We start from the raw sequence: 17,794 nt of genomic DNA, 5'->3' as shown, positions 1-17,794 counted from the left end.
AAGGGAAGACCGCACTAGCCTTCCCCCTTCTCACGCCTGTTCGTATTGCATGAAACGATATTCTTTTTTATTGATTAGATGCTGATTCTTTCACCGGTTTGCAAAACGCTCACGTTTACCTTTTCTCCGGCAGTTGCCTGCAGACGCTCAAACAATTCCGGCGTTTGCCGGTAGACCGGCGGATGATGGATCAGACCGTAATGAATGGGAATCAGTTGCTTCGCACCTAAAATCGTTGCAGCGGCAATCGCCTGTTCGGGATTCATACTGATCGGTTGGCCGCTCGGCGTAAGGCCAGGCAATTCGACGACAGCGCCATTCACCGGCAAGCATGCCGCATCGAATGGGCCAAAACTGCGGGCGATACGCCACCAATAGCCATGCCAAAGCGTGTCTCCGCAATGGATCGCTTTTTTCTGTCCGCTCTGTACGATCCAGGCGACTTGGGGATCGCCCACCCCATCGACGGAAAAGGTGGCAGTCACAGTCATATCGCCCAGTTGAATCGATTCCCCCCGGTTCACACCCCGGATGTTTTTCAGTCTCCAGCCTGCATCAGCTCGAGCGATTCAGCGGGCATGTAGACCGGAATGTCGTCGCCATAAGCAAGGGCAATCGCTTTCGGGTCAAAGTGATCGGAATGATGATGCGTGATGAGGACCGCATCGACCGAACCGAAAGCATCCAGCGGAGCAAGCGGCTCTTGAGGTTGCCCGAAATGACCAGGGAAATGGTACAGTGGATCGATGATAACTGCCGTTGTTGCGGACCCCAATCGAATGCCTGCCCAAGGAAGCTTTTGAATGATCACGCTGCATCAACCTTTCCAAAGTGGTGTTTGTCTCGTTCTCTATTTGCTGTGTTAATAATTGGATTATACAGGAAGATATTATAACCTGTAAATATTAATTTTAAAGGTTATATATAGCTGTTTTTTTCAATCATCTGCTCCCTTCGTTTCCCACCCTCGTCGTATTCACTTCTGCTCCAACCGTTTTATTTTCTTGTCACCTGCCCTTTGCTGCTGCGATCATACAGCATTTCCAGATTCCGAACATCACCGCCGGAAAGATCAATCCCTACTCGCGCCAATTGCGTTCCGGAATTTTTGATTGCAGGATTCCTCGTTTCTTGCCCACTTCCAACCGTCCCTGCGCTGCGCCACCGTCCGGCTTCCGGCCGGACATCCCCCACCCCCGGCCGCCGTCGATTTCCGCTTGCAATTTGACGGAATGATGGTATGTTGCAAATAGTGGAAGTTGGCAGCATCTCCCGAAAGGAGTAATCAAATGAATGTTACGCTGAAAGAAGCCATCGAGATTTTGGAGCGCACACCCCAAACGCTGGAGTCTTTTTTGTCCGGATTATCCAGTCCGTGGCTGGCATGCAAGGAAGGCGACGGGACGTGGACTCCTACGGAAGTGATTGACCACCTCATCGAGGGCGAAAAAACGAACTGGATTCCCCGGTTGGAAATGATTTTGCGCGACGGGGAGAGCAAGCCCTTCCCCCCATTCGATCGTTTTGCCCACTTGCAAGCAAGTGCCGAACGCTCTCTTGAACAAAAATTGCAAGCGTTCAAAACGCTCCGGCAGCAAAATATCGCCAAACTCCAGGAGCTGGTTGACCCTGAAACACACTTCGAATTGACGGGCACTCATCCTGCATTCGGCCCTGTAAAGGCGAGAGAACTGCTCTCGACATGGGTTGTACATGACTTAACGCACATTGCCCAAATCGTCCGGGTCATGGCCGAGCGCTACCGGACGGATGTTGGACCCTGGAAGGAATATTTGGGGATATTGAAAAAGTGACGTTGGACGATTCGTTGGTGCAGTAACGAAGTTGGGAAATACATTCGTTCATGTTTCAAAAACGATTCGCATTGTTGCTTGGGATATTCCAACAAAAGCCATTGAAAGCCCACGGTGTTTAATCGTGGGATGAAAGGCGACTTTGCCCGAACAGCCCTGCATAAGATAGGCAGGGCAAATCTGATTTGGTATCATCAAGTCATGTTCTGATATGGAGCTGATGCAGTTGAATAATCGTGTCTGTCCAAAATGTAATAGTACTGACTTCGCTGAAGGTACAGATTTTATGGCCATTAAACCGTTAGACAAAAAGTTTTCGATGGGTTCTATGAAAATTTTTACGTTTTGTCTGCACTGCGGTGAGGTTGTATCCATTCGGATTGAAGATCCAAAAAAGTTTCGCGAGTAGACTTGCGAGCAGCGCGTTCTCTCTGTTACGCCGGGCTTTCGTAAAGCCCGGTATCGCTTTTTCTATCGATTCGCGCTGGCGCAGGCAGTTAAAGAAATGCCGAATGACCAGAAATAGAAACGTTTTGTTCGCGTTGCAACCCCCGCTTAATCCCGGTTAAATCCCGTTCGACATCCTCGATTTGGTCCATGATCACTTCAACTTGGCCGTCCTTAGCAACCTGCCACTTTACATCTAATAGCTTTCGGGCAGCAAAGAAGATTTTTTCTTCGATTAACATTGTTTTCTCATGCATGCTGATCTACTCCCTGTGGCTGGTTTATTCGACTCTCTTTTGCAACTGCACGACCTACTTCTTCACATTCTCGATACAATCGTGAATGTGCAGGAAAAACTCCCCTATTCTAAAATAGGAGAGTGTTGGCCATGCTTTTTGGTTACAAATACGAGGATAAGCAAAACACTTAGTACGGAAGCGAAAGCGCTAACGATGAACAAGTATGTAAAACCCGTGCTCATTCCAATGAGTTTGCCTGCTACCGTTGCTCCAAACGTTGAACCGAGTGAACGGAAGAGGCTGACATAGCCGATCGCTGCGCCCGTATCTTTTTGTTCTACCGCCTGCAAAATAAGGACATTCAGCGGCGCTCCAATAATAATCCCGACACCAAACCCCATTACCACAATGGTTACCAAAAAGAGGGAGACGGAGTCAATCCATAACCCGAGTGTACATGCTCCCAGCAGAGAGATCACAAATCCAAGGAGAAGCACTTTTTTTGCCCCCAACTTATCGACCATCGCTCCTCCAATCAGGGAAGCGATTACCGAGGAGACAGCAAACGGTGTGGCCAACATTCCCGAGTTCCCTTTTTCCATCCCGAATACCGTCTCTGTAAAAATCGGCAAGAAGTTGATTGAAGTAGCCATGATGAAACCCGAAGTCAGGGAAGAGATGAGCAATGTAAGGGTCGTTTTCCTGGTAAAGTAGCTTGTGTTCATAACCGGGTCCGGTTGTTTCTTTTCGATGAACAACAGCAAGGGTGTCAGTACAGCACCAAGGAGGACAAACATCCAACTGCCGCTTGAAATCCCGTACATAACGGAAAGAATGATGGCACTAAGTACAACGATGCCCCCAAAATCAATTGGTTTTTTGACAATCGGCTGCTGTTGTTTCATCCCGGCGATCAACAGCAAAATGATGATAGAGATTGGAACGTTGATAAGAAAGATCCACTGCCAATCGAAAACCGAGATAATCATTCCCCCGACAGAGGGCCCGGCAATGGTCCCCATCCCAAATGCGACACCAATCAATCCCAAAGCTTTTCCTCTCTTTTGAGGAGGAGTGGTGGCGGCAATCTGCGCTGCCGTTATCGGAAAAATCCCCCCTGAACCGATGGCCTGCACAGCTCGCCCCAAGAGGAATACCGGGAAGCTTGGGGCAAACGCAGCGATGATTGAGCCGGCCGCAAACAAGCTGATCCCCAACATAAATGTTTCCTTTCTGCCCATCCGGTCTGACAGTTTCCCCAAGATGGGGATACTGACCGCGAAAGTTAAGGTATACATGGTAAAACTCCAGACTCCCCAGGATTCATTCACTTGATACGTCGTAAAAATGGAGCTTAAGGCAGGACCAACAATGCCGTGGTCCAAAGCCCCCATAAAGATTCCAAGCAGAAAGGTAACAAGCATGAGTCCCCTTGAAATCCCTGAAACAGACTGGACATTCGGTAATGATTGTGTATTCATGTTCATTCTCCTATTCTGATCGATTTCCTGATTATACCATATACTATACCCCCCTACCCTATAATGTCAACTTTTATTTTCTGCATGGAAAAAACCGCCTATTACCATCGCAATTAACTGGATAAAATTCGTTTCCGGCCAGCCGACGAACCACAACAATCGAAAAAGAGGCAGCCATGGACGAGATCATCACGTCCTAGACTGCCTCTGTTTTTTTGAACGATCGGATTCACGCATCGACTCACCGCGATCATTTCAAACCGGCTGCATCGCTTGCATAAACATTCCCATCCGCTCCAGCGCCTTCTCCAAATCGACGGACGAGGTTGCATAGGAACAGCGAATAAAGCCCTCGCCGCCCGATCCGAAAACGTGTCCCGGCACGACCGCTACCTTCGCTTCCGCAAGCAGCCTGAGCGCGAACTGCTCGGATGACATGCCGGTCGAAGCGATGGATGGGAAGGCATAGAAAGCCCCCTCAGGCTCGTGACAGGCCAGCCCGATTGCATTCAAGCCTGCTACAAACTTCTTGCGGCGTTCATTGTAGCTCGCCATCATCTCATCCTTGGCAGCCAAGCCATGACGCAATGATTCGAGCGCTGCGATCTGTGCAATGGTAGGGGCACACATGGCTGTGTACTGGTGGATTTTCAGCATACCGGCGATCAACTCGCGCGGGCCGCACGCATAGCCTACCCGCCAGCCTGTCATCGCGAACGCTTTGGAAAAGCCGCTGATCACAATCGTCCGCTCCTTCATGCCTGGCAAGGAGGCGATACTGACATGCTTTCTCCCATACGTCAGCTCGGCATAAACTTCATCCGAAATCACAACCAAATTATGCTTGATAATAAGCTCTGCAATCGGCAGCCAATCCTGCTCTGTCATCACCGTTCCGGTCGGATTGCACGGATAATTGATCATCAACACCTTTGAATGAGGCGTAATCGCCGCTCGCAGCGCCTGCGGGGTCAGCTTGAACTGCTCCTCTGCCGTAGTCGCCACCTCCACGATTTTACCGCCATGCAGATGGGTAATCGGTTCATAGGCAATATAGCTTGGCGCCGGAATCAGCACCTCATCACCCGGATTGATCACGGTCCGCAGCGCCAGATCGACAGCTTCACTGCTCCCTACCGTCACGATGATTTCCTGCGCCGGATCATAAGAAAGTGCGAAACTTCTGGCAAAATAGGCCGAAAGCTCCTCCCTCAGCTCCATCAAGCCGGCATTTGACGTATATTTTGTCTGACCTTCACGCAATGCCTGGATGCACGCTTCCCGTACCGTTTCCGGTGTAACAAAATCCGGCTCTCCGACTCCAAGGGCGATGGTATCACCGCCTGCTGCATTCAGATCAAAAAAAGCGCGAATTCCCGATGGACGAATATCCCGTACGCGCGAGGATAAAAACTGCCCTGTTCCCTCTTCTCTACCCATTTTGCACCATCCCCCATTCCTGTTTCCGCTCACCAAGCGAGCTGGCAATAATCCGGTCCAGCAGCTGTGTAAAGGTTATACCAGCTGCAGCTGCGCTCTTCGGAAGCAGGCTGTTGGCCGTCATGCCCGGTAAGGTGTTTACTTCCAGCACATAAGGCACATCCTGACACAAAATCATATCGACCCTTGCATAGACCTTGCACTGCAGCAGCCGGTAGCTGGCAAGCGCCGCCTCGCGCACACGCTGCATGGTATCGGGTGGAAGCTGGATTACCTTCTCCTCGGCGCCGCCGTTCTCGTATTTCGCTTTGTAATCGAACCACTCCGAATGCGCGGAGCGAATCCCGATCATCGGCAATACCTCGCCATCCAAAATCGAGCAGGTAAGCTCCGTCCCTTTCAAATAGCGCTCGATCAAGATCACCTGATCCAAACGGCGAGCCTCCTGAACAGCCGGCAGCAGCTCCTTCTCATGATGCACAAGCTGGATGCCGATGCTTGATCCCCCCATATTCGGCTTCACAATAACCGGGTACCCCAGCTGCTCCACCGCCTGCGGCTCATACTCACCCTGCCAGTAAAGGCCTTCAGGCGTATGCACGCCCGCTGCCTTCAGCAGCATTTTGGACAGCTGCTTATTCATGCACAGGCTGCTTGCCAGGACACCGCTGCCTGTATAGGGAATGCCGAGTGTCTCCAGCGCTCCCTGCACCGTGCCGTCCTCGCCATATTGGCCATGCAGCGCCAACAGCGCAAGATCAATGCCTGCCTGCTGAACCTGTGCGATGAAATCCGCACGCTGCTCGATCACAATGGGAACGACCTCATAGCGGCTGCGATCCAAATGATTGATCATCTCTTGCCCTGTCTGCAAAGAAACCCCACGCTCAGAGGAAATCCCACCCATAATTACGCCGATCTTCATCATGACACCTCATTTTTCCTGAAAATGGTTACTCCTGAAAAAAGTTGCGCGCCTGTTCACCGATGATCCGAGTCCCGCGGACGATATTTTCATCCGTTACTCGTGAAAAACCAAGCCGCATGGTATTCGTCCCTTCCCCTTCCTGAACAAAAAATTTGTCTCCCGGTGTAAAAATAACCCCCTGTTCGGTGCAAGCTTCCAGCAGTTGGCGAGTATTTACGCCTGGCGGAAACGTAAGAAACAAATGCAGGCCCCCGTCGCCGGACAATTGCGCCCAAGGGATGTATGCCTCACAGCACGCCTTCGTCAGCTCATATTTGCGCTTATATTCCATCCGTGCTTTTTTAACATATTTATCGAAATTTCCATTGAGCAAATATTGATACAAGATCGATTGATCGATTGTTGATGTATGAATGGTCCGTGCCCGCTTGATGCTCTCCAGATTATCGATCAGCGCCCGATCTCCAAGCACCCAGCCCACCCGCAAGCCCGGGAACAGCACCTTGGAGAAGCTGCCGATATAGATGACTCCGTTCCCTTGCCCGGCTGTCGCGATCAATGGGGCAACATGCGCTCCCGAGTAGCGCAGCTCCTCATTGAATCCGTCCTCGATCACCGGAACCTGATAGCGCATCATTAATTTCATAACGGCGCTGCGCTTCGCCGGCGACATGACAATGCCTGTAGGATTGTGGTAGGAAGGCGTCAAATAAGCCAGATCGAAGCCGGTTGACTGCTTCTGCAAGACCGCCTCAAGCTGCTCCACGTCGATACCGTCCCGCTCCATCGGAATGCCGGTGATCGCAAATCCGTGCAGCTTCAAATTTTTGATCGCGGTATGATGGGTCGGATTTTCACAGATGGCCGCTCCGCGTCGTGAAGAAGGGCGCAGGGCCGACAACACGATGTCAAAGCCTTCTGTAAACCCGCTTGTAATCAGCAAATCCTTTCCGTTCAGATCGACGCCTTTGTTTTCCATATAACGCATCAGGTAATCGATCAGCGGCTTGTAGCCCTTGGCATAGCCATAGTTGAGCAGCACCTGCCCCTCGATTGCCATCCGATCCATAAAAGCTCGCTTTACATCCCCCAGATCAAACAGCTGCTCATCCGGAGCGATGCTCGTAAACGAAATGGTCCCTTTTGGGGCGCGGATGCCCTGCTTCATCCGATCCAGCTCGACTGCCGAGACCGCATACTCGTTCATTCTTACCTTCCAGTCGATCTGCCAGGTGGCGGAGCCGTCAGCTCCTCCGTTATCTGCGGCGAATTGGCCCAGCATAGCGGCGACAAAGCTTCCTTTGCCAGGGATCGCATACGTGAACCCGTCATCCTCCAAACCTTCATACGCTGCAATGACCGTATTGCGGCTCACTTTTAACAGACCGCTCATTTCTCGTGTGGAGGGCAGCTTCTGATCCGCCTGAAGCGCCCCTTTTATAATTAAACGTTTGACGTATTCTTTCACTTGCATCGCGACCGGCCGGTCACCGACGAGCTTGAAATCCTGGAACATCCTTCATCGCCCCCATCTAAAATGATGGCATAGGAGACACGGGAAAAAAAGAACCACCGCACCGGATTTTTCGTCCGTCGGTGGCTCCTCCCCGTCTCGCTATGTAAAAAGAGGTTGTTTTTTACCGTTGCCGAAAGTTGTTTTGTATCAATTGCGATTCCGCGAATGACACTAAACGCTTTGTGATCTCCCCACCCACACTGCCGTTTTGGCGTGAAGATGTTTCCGGACCAAGAACAACGCCGAATTCGGCAGCAATCTCATACTTTAACTGATCTAACGCCTGATTCGCATGGGGTACTAACCGTTGATTCCGATTTGCCATGATAACCCACTCCTTTCACCTGGATGACCATAGTATGTGCAAATGGTCTGGGAATATTTGCATTATCATGGCGTTAACGGCCATTAATCATGAGACTGCGAAAAGCGACAGCATTCCCGAGAACTTCCTCCCCCTCTGCATGCGTAAATTTCTCTTTTGTTAAACCTACATACTATTCACCATTCTCATGGAAACGATAATCCAGAATGAGTGGTATGTGTGAAAAAATGATTTATCTTAATCGTTTTCCTTCAACCTTAGAATATTTATATTCCTCATATGTATATCTCACGTGGCTTTCTAAAGTTAAACTTTTGCGATACCAATGGTCGAACCAATTAATAAGATTCCTGATGGGCGGGTTCGATTTTTTCTCTTCAGCAGGTGAAATGCTGGGGAGGGCTTGCAGGAAACATCCTAATCCTCCATAGAATCTCAACTACAAAAGCAACCTTTTGACTTCAATCTTCTCTGACCTGGTAAACAAACGAGGTTCTGTATCCTTATGACGTAAAAGATTCGTGATAACATAAGTATTAAATCTTTTATGGTAACAACCAGGAGGTTAGATTTTCAAATGGCTGAAAAAACAAGCAAACATATCAGGCTTGACATCGCTCCGCTACGAGCAGAGGATCGCAATCGTTGGAACGAATTGGCTCGAAGCTACAAAGCCTTTTACGAGACAGAACTCCCAGATTCCACATACGACGAGATCTGGAACCGCCTGCTCATTGGCGATCGAATATTCGGTTTCGGGGCGCATCTTCATGGAAACTTGATCGGTATCACCCACTACGTTTTTCAGCCCACCATCTGGAAAGAAGATGTGTGCTACCTGCAAGACCTCTTCGTTGACGAAACTGCTCGCGGGCATGGGGTCGCCCGCGCCCTTATCGAACGGGTAGCTCAAGCTGCACGAGAACATAAAGCTTCTGGACTGTACTGGCAAACCCGCCAGGACAATTTCACTGCTCGTGCTCTTTATGACAAAATTGCTCATCATAAAGGCTTCATCCGCTACGACTATACACTTGAATCGAAGTTGATCAATCCATTTGAACTTGTCTCTTCTGAAAACATAACTTTGGTTAGTACAAAGTGATCGATAGACTTTCTATCATTAAAAACCGAAGAGCAAATCATTTCAGAGGAGGATGTTTCAATGAATTTTTTTGAGCTGATATTTTTTAATGTATTTCGTGCACTTGGCAATATTGTTCATGCTCTCGGTTCAATTTTCCATCCCTAATCCTAGTATCTTTTCTCGAAACACCGAGTCTGATGGTCTCGGTGTTTTTCCTATGAGCAGTTTGTTGCTGTCTGCCGAATTTGTATTAATTCGACAATGCCAGTTGTGAAAATACGCCAAAGCTCTCCCCTCATTTTGATTTCTAGCCTCTTTGGTAGCGTCCGCTTCTGTTATTTCCATCTCAACTGCTTATACAAACATTCGATCCGTCGTGAAACCCCAGCCGATGCCATCCGAATGGTGGACGACTGCCGAAATCCGCTCCTCCAGCTCTTCCCATATCTCTGCCGACTCGTCCTGATTGACATCGAAAATGACATCTGAGAGTCAATGTACAATTACTGAACTCCGACTTTTAGCCTGTTCATCGATCCGCGCTGCAGAAACAAGAAGGCGGCTGCCCGTTTTCCAAGAGAGCAACCGCCTTCAATTTTGAGATTAGCACTCTTTCATGTTATTTTTTCAATCCGTGTTTTACCTCCCGTTCCACTTGCTGCTGCCCCTCGGTTTGAACGATTCGGTTGTTCCGCATAGTTGCTTTCTAATATTCACCACTCCGCATGGAAACGATAGTCCAGAAGGAGTGGTATGCGTGAAAAAATTACTCATCTCAATCGTTTTCCTTTGTTTTTTGCAAGCCTCCCCCATCATTTCACTTGCTGAAGAGAAAACTCCGAACTCGCCCATCAGGAATCTCATTAATTGGTTCGATCATTGGTATCGCAAAAGGCTTACCTTAGAACAGCACATAAAATATACATGCCAAGAATATGAAAACTCCAAGGTTGATGGTGCTCTCTGGATCTGGAATTTCCGTATTCACGAATGTAAAAAAGTTGGAGACGAGTACATGATTCGTGCCACATACATTGGTAATACAAATGGCAAGACCAGATATGTCAAAGCTAAGGTTAAAAGATATGGTGATGTCTGGATAAATGAAGGGTTTGATATTTCATTTTCCTGTAGCTACATGTAACCGGATACTCCTATACGGGAACTGCCATTCTCCCTGATCGCCGAGGACGCATCAACCCCACATGTTCGAGGCAAACAACTTCTTACGAGCAGCTTGTTGCTGTCTGCCGAATTAGTGTTAAATCGACAATTCCGGTTCCAAAAAATAAGCGAAAGCCCCCTCCCCACAAACAGAAAAAAACCCCCTCCCTTCTCACAAAAAACGGAGAGGGAGGGTAGGTTTTCACGGTTCAAATCTTCAGTTCTCCAAGTCGGACCAGCTCAACAACCGCTTGCGATCGACCTTTCACGCCCAATTTTTGCATGACGTTCGAGATGTGATTGCGTACGGTTTTTTCACTGATAAAGAGTTGACCAGCAATCTCTTTTGTCGTCTTGTCTTGGACCAAGAGTTCAAACACTTCTCTTTCGCGATTTGTCAACAAAGGTTTGGTTTGGTCGCTACCTTTCAATCGTGCCACCCCTCCTTGTGGGCTCTACAGGAACAAGGCTGAGGGATAACGTCACCTTATCCTATGTAGGGGGGTGGGTGTTGGTGCCGGGTTGTAAGCTTTTTAGGCTATTGCCCTACACAATATGCGCAATTGGGCTTCGAGGTTCCTCTTCTCCCCGATGAAATCCATTAAATGTACGGTGTCCGGTGATACGTGGTCTGGTAACGGTCACGTAGCCCTTTGGACAGAAGGGTGAACGCCGCGATGGCAAAAATGAACGCGACCAACGGCGACATGTAAATCCATGTGCTCGAACCATAGATAAAGCTGCGGTACGAGCCGATCAGACCGGCCCACTCATGTGTGACCGAATGGAAGGTCGGCGGGTCCATCGTCATTTTCGTTCCGCCCACGAACAGGTCGAACATCCCGAGCTGCCCCATCAGCGTCATGATGGCAACCATCTCCACCACGAAGACGATGACGATCTGCTCCTTGATCTGCGGCAAAATGTGCCGGAAAATCAGGGCATTTTTGCCGGCGCCCAGCGACGTGGCCGCGATGATATACTGCATGTTTTTGATTTGCTCGGTTTTTTGCCGGATTGAGGAGACAACGCTTGGCATGCCGAGCAAGGTGACCAGGAAAATGAACAGTGCGATCAGCGCGGATGTGCTCAAATCGGAATTGATGTTGACGCCAAGCAAAATAAAATAAACCGGGATGAAGATCGGGATGTAGCTCCACGCATTCTCGATGGTGATCCACCAGTTTTGCTTCTCCTCGCTCATCCCCATATAAAGGCCGATGATCGTTCCTAAAAGAACGCGCAAGAGCGCGATGGCGATGGTGACAAATACGGTGTATCGGGCCCCATGCAGCAGCAGTGTCAGCAGATCGTACCCCCATTTGTCCGTCCCCAGCAGATGCTGTGCCGACGGTTCAAGCGGCGGCGTTTTGATCACGGTTTTGCCGTTGACGATGGAACTGCTCGTTTTCTCTTGAAAATCCAGGTCATACGGCGCTACGAAAGGTCCGATGATGGCGATCAGGAGCAGCAGGCAGACAAGGATGCCGCCGATCCACAAACTCGGGTTGGAACGACTTCGATTCATTCACGATCCCTCTCCACAAAAATAATTCGCAAGCGATTTCCACTTTTCCGAAAATTATTTGTAAATCACGCTGCGTTCAAATACGTACAAGATGGCGATCATCAAAAAGTAGACGATGATGGACAGGCAAATAATGCCGAGCAAACCCATGACCGCTGCTGTAAACTGGTAGCCCGAACGTGAGAAAATAAAGCGGGTCAAGCCGACGACATTCAGCGAATACTCGACGATGAACAGATTGGCGATGGTGATGGCCACGGCTTTCTTCAAGTCGGCCACAAAATACGGCTTGATGTTTTTGTAGACGTGATGCAGTTGCACATGGCGCACGTTCATCCCTTTGGCCACTGCGGTCGCGATGTAATCTTCGCCGCACACCTGCACGTATTTCATGCTGACGACCCGGAGCAGATAGATTGTCGGCCCCAATGCCAACACCATGGTCGGAAACCAGTTGTTCGTGGCGTCGCTTGTCGGAGACAGCGTAATGATGCGCACGTTCGTCATCTTATAGAACCCGACAGCCAACACGATTGAAAAAAGAATGAGGATAAAGTCCGGGATGGTCGCGATCACATCAAGCAAACGCTGCACGATGCGCACGAGCCGGATGCGCTGAAAAAACAGGCCGAAAGTCAGACTGCCCACCACAGCGATGAGCACGCTGGTAAACAGCAATTGAAAGGACTGTACGGTAAACGGCAAAATATCTTCCGCGATACTGCGCTCCGTCATACCTAGGTAATAGGTGCCAAGCGAGCCTTCCGCGAGGCTTTCGAGCAAGTAGACAGCATGGCTGATCATTCCGTCTGGCTCAAATTGCACTTCTTCGTTGGCTGTATACAGCATCAGTGGCGTACCGGCAACCAGCAGCACCAAAAAAAACATACCAATAAATTGTTTTAGTGCGGTCAACATTTTTTGCACCCCCTGCTAATCCCAAAGATACTACATCTTTGCGGACGTGACCAGTTTCTCATTCATATTTTATTATTTTTTATAAAGCCGTCTTCCCGTTTGTTTCACCTGGTTGAAAAAAATAAGGCGCCCATCGTGATCCGAATGGCGCCTCGTTTTATTTTGTTACGTTAGTACCACGACTTGAATCTCCAAGCGTCCCAAATCACCCAGGTCAAGAGGCACAGTTAAAGCCTGTCCACCTGCATGAAGGCTGCCATGATCATCTACAAGCTGCGGGGGCGTAATGTCAATCGTCACTCCCTGGTTAAACAGGAGTGCGCTGGCATTTCCGGAAATCATGTTGCCAAGCTCGGAGATTGCGCTTCTGCCCATCTCATCCATTTCGCTAATCGGAAAGCCTCCCATCATAGCGGAGACAATTCGCAATGCAACTTCCTTGTGCAGCCCGTAAATGATGTCACCCGATAGGTGTCCTGTAATGCCGATTTTAATCCAGATATGATCGTCGTGAAACGTCACATCCTTTACAGAGAGCTCACCGCGAGTGGGAGAGATGTTACACATTTGCTGAATAACCATCGAGGCTGAATCAAGAAATGGGTTGATGTACTGGGCTTTCATGTGCAAACAGTTCCTTTCCCCGCTGAATTTCCTATACGTTCCATTATATTTTCATTCGGGGTAGGAGACAAGCCTTAATCGCCAAATTTCTCCACAATCGTAATTGGGATTCCAGGCAGACTCGATTTGAGTCGAAAGATGTCGTTATTTGTAGTAAAAATCGCACAGGCGTTCCGCAAATCCAGAATGGGGACCGCTAGCTCATGCATGGAAAGCTGCCAGTATGGCGCTTGTAACGCCGCGAAGGCAAAAACGGTATCGCCAAAATGCAGGCATGCCTGGATGCACGTTTGTTCCGGATAATCCTCGCTCGCCTCAAGCAGATGCAGCGGCTCCAAGCCGAACTGCCGAATCAGATGAAGGCGGTCGGACAGCTGCTCCCCGGTTTTATGAGAGAGCGAGCGGCGCGGGGAAAGAATCGGGAATTGCTTTTCCGCATATTCCCGATTGATGCCGTGGTAAAACATTACTGGTCCTGGAAGCCTGGCTTGGACTTGGCGTCTTGATTGGTGATCGCGATCGTTTTTTCCACCTTGCGCCCCAACGCATCGGTGCCGCGCAGCACGCACGAGCTGCCGCCATTCCGGTTGCGCGGCAGCAGCAGGCGGAATTCGCCGCGTTCGTTCACATCCGCATCCAGCACCTTATCCCCATACTGCGCCGTCAAAAGAAACGGTGCTGCCCCTGCCATGCGACCCGAAACGACCGTCTGCTCTCCCGCATCCCCGCCTGCCGCTTGTTTTGCCACCGTGAGTCCCGTTGCCGCAGCTGGCTTCGCCTGATATTTGACCCGCTGCTCCTCCCGAAACAGCGCCAGATTGCCCGAGTATGTGTCTGCATAGGCATGCAGGACCATCGTGCTTGTGTTGCCCGCGTCATCCCTTCCTTCGACCAGGATGCGATTGTCCCCTTCGGTAAGCGTCACGATGGTCGCCAAGTTTTTTTGCACCGGAGGCTCGAGCTGATCTTCCTCCCAGCTGGAGATGATTTTGCCGTTCACGCTTACCCGCCCTTTGTACGTGAGGTCATTGTACAAAAAGCGAATGGGCAGCAGCATCTGCTTGGTCGTCCCGTCGAAAAAAACTTCCTCCGTCCCATCGTTCGCCAATGTCAGCACGGGCGGGGTTTTATCCACGATGATCCGCTGAACGAACTCCCGCGTATTGCCGGTGTAATCTTTCACGCTGTAGTTGACAAAGTGCAGGCCTTCCGGCAGCGTAAGCACGGTTTGGAAAGAGCCGTCCGCGTCGACTGGAACCGGCATCTTATTGATCGTCATGCGTACGCGCTCCAGCATATCCTCGCCGCTTACCTTCCCGCGGATCGCCACATTCGATTGCGACGTCACCAGCAATTGCTGGAACAAATCGTTGGGAAACAGGATGGTCGGCGGCGAAATGTCACTGCGCCCCTTCACATTCACACTCGTTACATTGCCTGCAAAATCGTATGCGACCAGTGTAATCCGGTTATGCCCTTGACCGATAAAAGTTCCGGTCTCCGTAGCCGAGTAAGGCCCGCCTGCTTTTTTGCCGTCGATGTACAGGAAGTAGCCTTGCACATCCTTATCCCGTGCGCTCCAGCTTACCCGATTGCCGGAGATCGAGGCCGTCACACGCGGCGCTTCCCGATCGACTTTGATCGGCAGCTTCAACGTTTGCCAGCCCGCATTGCGCTCGTCGATTCGCGCCCTGATGATGAATTGGTACTGTCCATCCGGCGCAGGCACGTATTCCCCTTTGGTCTGGGAAAAGATTTTTCCGTCCCAGCCCCATTCTTCCTTTTCCGTGTAGTAGTATGGGATGCCCAATCGGGATTGGTCGAACTTCGTCACCTTTTCATCCTTGACCAACGAGCGGACGATCTTCCCCTGGCTGTCCGCCACATCGATGGACACCTGCTTGGCATTGCGCAGGAACGTGATCGAAGGTGCCGCCGTATCATAATGCCCGTCCCCATTCGGTGAAAAGGCGATTTTTGCCGGATCGACCAACACGCTGCCGTTTTCCGCCACCCCGTTCACGCCGAGATAATCGCGGTACTTCCATTTGTCATTTTCCTTGTCCTGGTACCAGGTCGTTTTCACGCCGGTGCGCTTTTCCTGACTCCCCTCTTCCCACATCGGCGCATCCATGACACGCGGTTCATCCCAGTCGCCATAAAAGCCGTAAAACGGCACTTTCAGCACAGGCAGATCGGTCTGCTCCGGCACAAATTGGATAAATCCGTCCGCAAACGTGTTTTGCTTCATATCCGCAGGCAAGGTGAGCGTTACTTTCACCTCTGTCTTCTGACCAGGCGCCGCTGTCACCACTTGTGGCGAAAAGCTTAGCTTTGCATCAGGGATCGGAACCTCTGTCATCCAGTTGATGCCTTCCTTTTGCAAATCGGTCATGACGCCGAACATATCTTTCGGGTGATACACCAGCGGCTTTTTGCCGAATTTGTTGTCGATGTAGAGCGAAAAAGTCGTTGTGCTTCCGATTTGCCCCAGCGAGACGCCGGCTTTTCCTTTTTTATCCGTGACGATGGCAGGCGTTTTGATCGCTTGGCTGATCTGCATCATGCCCGCCCCTTGAACGCGCGGCGAATACGGCAGCACGCCCGTTTTCCCGCCGACGGATGTCGCCGCGATTTCCCGCGGGTCCATGATCGGATTCGCTGTGTTCATGACCGCCGCCTTCAGCACGTCGACAAGCTGCCTTCCCTGCAAGTTGCGCCCTTGCTTGATGTACGCCTGCTTGATCAGCGCCATCCCGCCGGCCACATGCGGCGTCGCCATCGAGGTTCCGCTTTTCACCGCATAATCGCTCTCCTGCACGGTCGAAAGAATGCCGCCCCCTGGCGCCGTGATTTCCGGTTTGAATTGCAGATCCGGCGTTGGTCCCCACGACGAAAACGAGGAGATCGTTCCGCCATTCGGGAACGGCAGCTTGTTTTGCGCATATTGCCCGTCAAAATTGACCTTCACTTTTTTGCCTTGCTTCAAAGCCGCGACCATTTTCTCGCCAGCGAGCTTGAGCACGGAAACCGCCGGCATATTTTTCGCTTCATTGGCGCTGATGATCAACGGTCCCGGCTGATTGTTGTAGATGATGGCCCCGACAGCGCCCGCCTCTTTGGCCAAGGCCAGTTTGTCATCAAAGGAAGTGTCGCCGCGCTGCAGCAAGACCACTTTCCCTTTTACCGAGATGTTGTAATCTTCCTTTTTGCCTTTGCCCAAATAGACGACATCCACGCTTTTGGACAAGGCTTGTGTCGGATTCAGCGCTTCGCCGCTGGAAGGGTGTCCGACCATGTACACGACCCGCTCCAGATCGTTGACTCCTTCCACTTGAAAACTCATCCCGGCAAGCATCGTCGAATTCGCCGAAGCGACCGACAATGCATCTGGCGCGATGCCTGGCGACCCGACCATCGCGTAGTCCGGGTTCTTCTCCATGATCCGATCGCTGCCGAAATAGCCGTCGTTGCCTGCTGCCGCGACCACGATCACCCCTTGATCGACCGCTTTTTTGATGGCATATTGCTCCGAGCTGGAATCGTCCACATAGCCGGCCGATGATCCCAGGCTCAGGTTGATCACATCCGCTTTTTTCGCAATGGAATCGTCAATGGCGAACAAGATCGACTCGCTTAAAGAAGGCAGCTCGCCCTGATAGTTGCTGAACACTTTTTCGCTCAAAATCTGTGCCTCAGGCGCGACCCCTTTGACTTTTCCATTCGCCGCCGCGATGCCTGCTACATGCATGCCGTGCTGGGAATTCGCCACATCCGCCGTCACGTCATTGCGATCGGCCCAGTTAAAGCCGCTGATCACTTTTGCTGTCGTATTGGTTTTCTGTTTCGCTGCACGCTTGTCGCGCGGTTCGACCATATCGACATGCTTCGGATTGACGCCTGTATCAATGACAGAGATGAGCATGCCTTCGCCTTTGACGCCCGCCTCCTGCCAGGCTTTGGTCGCTTCGATCATGTCCAGCGTGGAAGCTGCGGATTCCTTGAGCTTCTCCTCGCTGACCACTTCCTGCAGCGCTTGCCATTCGTTGGCGGTTATTTGATGGAGTGAATCGTTATGTATGTGCTGTTCCGACTGGAAAGTCCTCGCATCCGCAACGTTCGCAGGCCGAACAGAGGTTGGCAATAAGAGAGTGGTAAGTGCCGCACCGCAACATAGAAGCTGTCTTTTCATGTTCTGCCACCTTTGGATAGAATTGATGTATCCTTCAGTTTTCCTTTTGCGGCGCGGTCCTATACGAACAAGTTGCTTGTGGCTGGGAAAA

General features: G+C 50.7%; 17 protein-coding genes. 3 read left to right on the top strand and 14 right to left on the bottom strand.

The window, feature by feature from the left end; genetic code table 11:
- Nucleotides 1-74: 74 nt before the first annotated feature.
- Together ACTID9_RS08690 and ACTID9_RS08685 are read right to left on the bottom strand one after the other, a co-directional pair.
- Entirely contained in the window at nucleotides 75-524 is a 450-nt protein-coding gene (locus ACTID9_RS08690; RefSeq protein WP_441070804.1) for an MBL fold metallo-hydrolase, read from the bottom strand.
- 14 nt (nucleotides 525-538) lie between these two features.
- Nucleotides 539-811: an MBL fold metallo-hydrolase gene (locus tag ACTID9_RS08685; protein ID WP_441070803.1), complete on the bottom strand. Its 273-nt coding sequence runs from the start codon at nucleotides 809-811 to the stop codon at nucleotides 539-541.
- Between the two features lie 478 nt (nucleotides 812-1,289).
- Between ACTID9_RS08685 and ACTID9_RS08680 the strand changes: the two genes are divergently transcribed.
- Nucleotides 1,290-1,814, top strand: coding sequence for a DinB family protein (locus ACTID9_RS08680; protein ID WP_441070802.1), 525 nt, complete (start codon nucleotides 1,290-1,292; stop codon nucleotides 1,812-1,814).
- Nucleotides 1,815-2,311: 497 nt separating this feature from the next.
- Here ACTID9_RS08680 and ACTID9_RS08675 read toward each other — a convergent pair whose 3' ends face one another.
- From ACTID9_RS08675 to ACTID9_RS08650, 6 genes are all read right to left on the bottom strand, one after another.
- Nucleotides 2,312-2,518: a hypothetical protein gene (locus tag ACTID9_RS08675; protein ID WP_441070801.1), complete on the bottom strand. Its 207-nt coding sequence runs from the start codon at nucleotides 2,516-2,518 to the stop codon at nucleotides 2,312-2,314.
- Between the two features lie 104 nt (nucleotides 2,519-2,622).
- Nucleotides 2,623-3,981: an MFS transporter gene (locus tag ACTID9_RS08670; protein WP_441070800.1), complete on the bottom strand. Its 1,359-nt coding sequence runs from the start codon at nucleotides 3,979-3,981 to the stop codon at nucleotides 2,623-2,625.
- A 255-nt stretch (nucleotides 3,982-4,236) separates the two neighbouring features.
- Nucleotides 4,237-5,421 carry an aminotransferase class I/II-fold pyridoxal phosphate-dependent enzyme gene (locus tag ACTID9_RS08665; protein ID WP_441070799.1) on the bottom strand — a complete coding sequence of 395 codons (1,185 nt, stop codon included), beginning with the start codon at nucleotides 5,419-5,421 and terminating at the stop codon, nucleotides 4,237-4,239.
- Nucleotides 5,414-6,346: a D-alanine--D-alanine ligase gene (locus ACTID9_RS08660; protein WP_441072505.1), complete on the bottom strand. Its 933-nt coding sequence runs from the start codon at nucleotides 6,344-6,346 to the stop codon at nucleotides 5,414-5,416. The genes ACTID9_RS08665 and ACTID9_RS08660 overlap by 8 nt, the downstream gene beginning before the upstream one ends.
- Before the next feature lie 28 nt (nucleotides 6,347-6,374).
- A complete protein-coding gene (locus ACTID9_RS08655; protein ID WP_441070798.1) occupies nucleotides 6,375-7,865 on the bottom strand; it encodes a PLP-dependent aminotransferase family protein in 1,491 nt (496 codons plus the stop codon).
- Between the two features lie 121 nt (nucleotides 7,866-7,986).
- The gene (locus ACTID9_RS08650; protein WP_122917328.1) at nucleotides 7,987-8,190 is read right to left on the bottom strand and encodes an alpha/beta-type small acid-soluble spore protein; all 204 of its coding nucleotides are present in this window, start codon (nucleotides 8,188-8,190) and stop codon (nucleotides 7,987-7,989) included.
- 577 nt (nucleotides 8,191-8,767) lie between these two features.
- On the opposite strand from ACTID9_RS08650, the gene ACTID9_RS08645 reads away from it, so the two are divergent.
- Together ACTID9_RS08645 and ACTID9_RS08640 are read left to right on the top strand one after the other, a co-directional pair.
- Nucleotides 8,768-9,295: a GNAT family N-acetyltransferase gene (locus ACTID9_RS08645; RefSeq protein WP_441070797.1), complete on the top strand. Its 528-nt coding sequence runs from the start codon at nucleotides 8,768-8,770 to the stop codon at nucleotides 9,293-9,295.
- A 739-nt stretch (nucleotides 9,296-10,034) separates the two neighbouring features.
- Nucleotides 10,035-10,421 (top strand): hypothetical protein, encoded by a 387-nt coding sequence (locus ACTID9_RS08640; protein WP_441070796.1) that lies wholly within the window; start codon nucleotides 10,035-10,037, stop codon nucleotides 10,419-10,421.
- A 229-nt stretch (nucleotides 10,422-10,650) separates the two neighbouring features.
- On the opposite strand, the gene ACTID9_RS08635 is transcribed toward ACTID9_RS08640, so the two are convergent.
- From ACTID9_RS08635 to ACTID9_RS08610, 6 genes are all read right to left on the bottom strand, one after another.
- Nucleotides 10,651-10,872, bottom strand: coding sequence for a helix-turn-helix domain-containing protein (locus tag ACTID9_RS08635; protein WP_019120228.1), 222 nt, complete (start codon nucleotides 10,870-10,872; stop codon nucleotides 10,651-10,653).
- Nucleotides 10,873-11,042: 170 nt separating this feature from the next.
- Nucleotides 11,043-11,969, bottom strand: coding sequence for an ABC transporter permease (locus tag ACTID9_RS08630; protein ID WP_441070795.1), 927 nt, complete (start codon nucleotides 11,967-11,969; stop codon nucleotides 11,043-11,045).
- Nucleotides 11,970-12,023: 54 nt separating this feature from the next.
- On the bottom strand, nucleotides 12,024-12,887 hold the full coding sequence (locus tag ACTID9_RS08625) for an ABC transporter permease subunit (protein ID WP_441070794.1): 864 nt from the start codon (nucleotides 12,885-12,887) through the stop codon (nucleotides 12,024-12,026).
- A 165-nt stretch (nucleotides 12,888-13,052) separates the two neighbouring features.
- Nucleotides 13,053-13,511 carry a chemotaxis protein CheX gene (locus ACTID9_RS08620; protein WP_441070793.1) on the bottom strand — a complete coding sequence of 153 codons (459 nt, stop codon included), beginning with the start codon at nucleotides 13,509-13,511 and terminating at the stop codon, nucleotides 13,053-13,055.
- A 74-nt stretch (nucleotides 13,512-13,585) separates the two neighbouring features.
- Nucleotides 13,586-13,978, bottom strand: a complete 393-nt coding sequence (locus tag ACTID9_RS08615) for a hypothetical protein (RefSeq protein WP_441070792.1) — start codon at nucleotides 13,976-13,978, stop codon at nucleotides 13,586-13,588.
- Nucleotides 13,978-17,703: a S8 family serine peptidase gene (locus tag ACTID9_RS08610; RefSeq protein WP_441070791.1), complete on the bottom strand. Its 3,726-nt coding sequence runs from the start codon at nucleotides 17,701-17,703 to the stop codon at nucleotides 13,978-13,980. The genes ACTID9_RS08615 and ACTID9_RS08610 overlap by 1 nt, the downstream gene beginning before the upstream one ends.
- Between the last annotated feature and the right edge of the window lie 91 nt (nucleotides 17,704-17,794).

This window comes from Brevibacillus fluminis, assembly GCF_052072235.1.
Taxonomy (GTDB): Bacteria; Bacillota; Bacilli; order Brevibacillales; family Brevibacillaceae; genus Brevibacillus_D; species Brevibacillus_D fluminis_A.
The sequence above is the reverse complement of the archived record's forward strand: the minus strand, read 5'-3'. Positions and strand labels throughout refer to the sequence as shown.